Source organism: Scandinavium sp., assembly GCF_051650185.1.
Taxonomy (GTDB): Bacteria; Pseudomonadota; Gammaproteobacteria; order Enterobacterales; family Enterobacteriaceae; genus Scandinavium.
Genome location: NZ_JBOFIN010000082.1, coordinates 1 through 4,415, shown reverse-complemented (window position 1 = coordinate 4,415; position 4,415 = coordinate 1). Strand labels below are relative to the sequence as shown.

Below are 4,415 nucleotides of genomic sequence, written 5' to 3'. Positions count from 1 at the left end.
TACCATGTGGTGCAGACCGGTGCCGTCATCCGTGTCGCCGATATACATACCCGGGCGCTTACGCACCGCATCCAGCCCTTTCAGGACTTTGATACTGGAGGAGTCATAAGAATTCGACATCAACGTTTCTCGCTCATTTAAACTTGGGTTAATCCGTTATTTTACCTTTTTCCACGCTGAACATCTTCGAATTTTTGTCCGACATGTCCATTACGTGTTCAGCGCTGATCGCACTGACGAAAACCTGCGACTCGGTCGCTTTCAGCCTGCTTGCTAACAGACCACGACGCTCGTCATCCAGTTCCGAGGCAAAATCATCTATGAGGTACAGGCAGCGTCGCCCGCTTTCACGGGTCAGAAACTCACCTTGCGCCAGACGTAAGGCGCACATCAGCAGTTTGAGCTGCCCGCGCGATAACGTGTCCTCTACCGGCGCGCCGTCCGCACGAATGCGGAAATCCGCTTTATGCGGCCCGTGGGCGGTGTAGGTCAGCATGCGATCGCGCTCAAAGTTCCGTTCGAGCACCTCAGAATAGTCAGTCTCTTTTTCCCAGCCGCGCTGGAAAGAGAAGCTCAGGTTGAACTCAGGCAGGAACTGTTTGCAGGTATCAGCCATATCTTCGGCGATGCCTGCGCTGTACTCTGCGCGCCAGCGACTGAGTTGTTCCGCCAGTGGAATGAGTTCGGTATCCCACGGACGCAGTTGTGCGTAGCGGGTCACCTGGCGCAGCGCTGCATTTCGCTGTTTCAGCAAACGCTTGAGATTGCTCCAGGCCGTAAAGAAACCTGCTTCGTTGTGGAAGCATCCCCAATCGAGGAAGGCTCTTCTGTATTTGGGGCCGCCGTTGAGTAAAGTAAACCCTTCAGGCGTGATGAGCTGCATCGGCATCAGCAGCGCCAGTTCAGCCACTTTGTGGCCGTCGGTGCCGTCGATGCGGACTTTGCTGTCGCCCTGTTTATCTTTGGTCAGACCGAGAGAAATTTCGCGTTCTTCCCCCTGCAAGCGCCCATGTAATACAAAGGACTCCTGCTCGTGGCGGATCACACGACCAATCTGCAAACTGCGGAACGCCCGACCGTGCCCGAGGGTATAGATAGCTTCCAGCACGCTGGTTTTACCGCTGCCGTTAGCACCCACCAGGAAGTTAAAGCCAGGGGATAGAGCAAGATCCGCGCTTTCGATATTGCGAAAGTCGCGGATCAACAAGCGGGTTAGCGCCATTACAATCTCATTGGCATGACGACGTAAGCAGCGCTCTGGCTGGCAGCATCTTCAATCTGCACACTGGAAACAGAATCGGTCAGCAGAATACGGACGTTTTCACATTTCAGCGCATTCAGCACGTCCAGTACGTAGCTCACGTTGAAGCCGATTTCCATCTCAGTCCCGGCATAGGTGACATCCAGAATTTCTTCTGCTTCTTCCTGTTCCGGGTTGTTGGCAGTAATTTTCAGCTGATTCTCGCTGACGTAAAGACGCACACCGCGGAATTTCTCGTTCGAGAGAATGGCGGCGCGGGCAAACGCCTGCTTGAGAATGTCGCAACCGGCATCCAGATGCTTATCCGGATTTTTCGGCAGCACGCGACGGTAGTCCGGGAAGCGGCCATCCACCAGTTTAGAGGTGAAGATGAAGTCGCCCACGTGAGCACGGATATTGTTGCTGCCAATCTGCACGCGCAGCGGGTTTTCGCCGCCGTCGAGCATACGCATCAACTCAATCACGCCTTTACGCGGCACGATCACCGAATGGTTCGGCAGAGACTGACCAATCGGCATGGAGCACACCGCCAGACGGTGACCGTCAGTGGCGACAGTGCGCAGCTCTTCACCTTCGGTTTCAAACAGCATGCCGTTTAAGTAGTAACGCACGTCCTGATGCGCCATTGAAAACTGCGTGGCTTCAATCAGGCGCTTCATCGTCGCCTGCGGCAAGGTGAATTCCACCTCGCTCTGCCAGTCGTCCAGATTGGGGAAATCTGCGGCTGGCAATGTGGACAGCGAGAAACGGCTACGGCCAGAGCGGACCAGCATGCGGTCGCCTTCCAGTTGTACAGCGATTTCCGCGCCTTCCGGCAGGCCACGGCAAATATCAAAGAACTTGCGCGCAGGGACGGTGGTTGCACCCGGTTCATGCGGCTGAATCAGCGCGACGCGTGCGACCATTTCCATTTCAAGGTCGGTCCCGGTCAGCGACAGGGAGCCGTCTGCGACCTGCAGCAGCAGGTTGCCAAGAATGGGCAACGTTGGGCGGCCACCTAATGGACCACTTACCTGTTGCAGCGGTTTTAATAAATGTTCACGTTCAACGGTAAATTTCATAGCGTCACGAAGATAATGTTCTGATTAAATTGGAGAAATCTTCTTTGATATCATGGCTTTCTTCACGTAACTGTTCGATCTTGCGGCAAGCATGCAGCACGGTCGTATGGTCACGGCCACCAAACGCATCGCCGATTTCCGGCAGGCTGTGGTTGGTGAGTTCTTTTGCCAGCGCCATCGCCATCTGACGCGGTCGCGCCACAGAGCGAGAGCGACGCTTGGACAGCAGGTCAGCCACTTTGATCTTATAGTACTCCGCCACCGTCTTCTGAATATTGTCGATGGTGACCAGTTTTTCCTGCAGCGCCAGCAGATCGCGCAGCGCTTCACGCACGAAATCGATAGTAATTGCCCGGCCGGTAAAGTTGGCATTGGCGATAACGCGGTTCAGTGCCCCTTCCAGCTCACGCACATTGGAGCGCAGACGCTTGGCAATAAAGAAGGCCACTTCACCCGGCAGACGGATGTCGTTTTCGTCCGCCTTTTTCATCAGGATCGCCACTCGCGTTTCAAGCTCAGGTGGCTCGATCGCCACAGTTAAGCCCCAGCCGAAGCGGGATTTCAGGCGATCTTCAACGCCGTTGATCTCTTTCGGATAGCGATCCGACGTCAGAATGATCTGTTGGTTGCCTTCAAGCAGGGCGTTAAAGGTGTGGAAAAACTCTTCCTGAGATCGTTCTTTATTAGCAAAAAATTGGATGTCATCGATCAGCAGCGCATCAACAGAGCGGTAGTAACGTTTGAACTCTTCAATGGCGTTGTTCTGCAGGGCCTTCACCATGTCCTGAACAAAACGCTCGGAGTGCATGTACACCACTTTGGCATTCGGTTTACGGGCAATAATGCCGTTACCCACCGCATGTAAAAGGTGAGTTTTACCGAGACCCGTGCCGCCATAAAGGAACAGCGGGTTATAGGCGCCGCCAGGGTTATCCGCCACCTGACGAGCCGCCGCGCGTGCCAGCTGGTTGGATTTACCTTCGACGAAGTTATCAAACGTATGTTTCACGTTGACGTTAGAACGGTAGGTCGGTTCTGCCGGAGCCGGAACGTTATCCCAACCCTGACGTGCCGCAGGAATCGCAACGCGCGGGGCTTGTACCTGCTGCGCATGGGCCTGAACAGCAACCTGGGCGGTTTCTTTAACAACCTGAGTGACAGGGCGGGCGCCGACTTCAAAGCGCAGCTGTGGCGCATCGGTACCGCAGAAATCATTCAACAGTCCGTTGATATTATTGAGGTATTTATCCCTTACCCAATCGAGCACAAAGCGGTTTGGCGCATACAAAGCCAGCGTATTATCGCTCAATTCCGCCTGCAACGGGCGGATCCACATGCTGAATTCTGTGGCTGGTAACTCATCCTGCAATCGGGCAAGACACTGCTGCCAAAGCGAAAGTGACACGGCGGACTCCACTCGAACAAAAAGGGTGAAACTGAAAAATTAATGATTGTTGGCACACGCCAGAAAAGCCCTCAGACACAGCGTGAGGGGACGTGCGAACCGCTATCTGCGGTTTTTACTCCGTTCAGGATCCGGGATCACGATCGGGACCGCGGATCATAGCCTAAACTGAGCCAGAGATCTTCTGTTTCTCACAGATTCTTCCCGATTTATCCACAGGAAGGATCGAGACCGGCTAAGTGTAAACGATCCTGATTGGGGTGGGGGGCGATTTCTCCCGCATATTGGAAAAATTAATGAGTAGAGACAAATTTTTGCTTAATCGATCTAATAAAGATCCCGGGCGATCCTTGCGCTTTAACGGGCAGGCTTTATAATCCCCCACCCGGTGCGTGCTACTCGCTAACAGGTACCGTTCCCCGCTCAATTTCTACGCGAAATCGTGCGAAAACAGGCGGGAAACAAGGTAAAGAGAATTGACTCCGGAGTGTACAATTATTACAATCCGGCCTCTTTAATCACCCACACTGAAGCGGAAGTCGTTCGAAACTCGTTCGGGTACACGCAAAAGTCAGTGAATTTATTCAAGTTTAGGTAGAAATCGCCATGAAACGCACTTTTCAACCGTCTGTACTGAAGCGCAACCGTTCTCACGGCTTCCGTGCTCGTATGGCTACTAAAAATGGTC

Annotated in this window: 5 protein-coding genes and 1 pseudogene; 2 read left to right on the top strand and 4 right to left on the bottom strand. The window is 53.6% G+C overall.

Features of this window, described 5'->3' with window-relative positions; genetic code table 11:
- The 4 genes and pseudogenes from ACRCWW_RS10730 to dnaA form a co-directional block, all read right to left on the bottom strand.
- A pseudogene (locus tag ACRCWW_RS10730) lies at positions 1-120 on the bottom strand (ATP-binding protein); the annotation flags it as partial.
- 28 nt (positions 121-148) lie between these two features.
- Positions 149-1,222, bottom strand: coding sequence for a DNA replication/repair protein RecF (gene recF, locus ACRCWW_RS10725; protein WP_438682409.1), 1,074 nt, complete (start codon positions 1,220-1,222; stop codon positions 149-151).
- A complete protein-coding gene (gene dnaN, locus ACRCWW_RS10720; RefSeq protein ID WP_438682408.1) occupies positions 1,222-2,322 on the bottom strand; it encodes a DNA polymerase III subunit beta in 1,101 nt (366 codons plus the stop codon). The genes recF and dnaN overlap by 1 nt, the downstream gene beginning before the upstream one ends.
- A 4-nt stretch (positions 2,323-2,326) precedes the next feature.
- Positions 2,327-3,727 carry a chromosomal replication initiator protein DnaA gene (dnaA, locus tag ACRCWW_RS10715; protein ID WP_330985531.1) on the bottom strand — a complete coding sequence of 467 codons (1,401 nt, stop codon included), beginning with the start codon at positions 3,725-3,727 and terminating at the stop codon, positions 2,327-2,329.
- Positions 3,728-4,023: 296 nt separating this feature from the next.
- Here dnaA and ACRCWW_RS10710 point away from each other — a divergent pair, with 296 nt between their 5' ends.
- Together ACRCWW_RS10710 and rpmH are read left to right on the top strand one after the other, a co-directional pair.
- Positions 4,024-4,104: a hypothetical protein gene (locus tag ACRCWW_RS10710; RefSeq protein ID WP_438682411.1), complete on the top strand. Its 81-nt coding sequence runs from the start codon at positions 4,024-4,026 to the stop codon at positions 4,102-4,104.
- Positions 4,105-4,333: 229 nt separating this feature from the next.
- On the top strand, positions 4,334-4,415 hold an 82-nt coding region (gene rpmH / locus ACRCWW_RS10705; protein ID WP_438682410.1), incomplete at its 3' end, for a 50S ribosomal protein L34.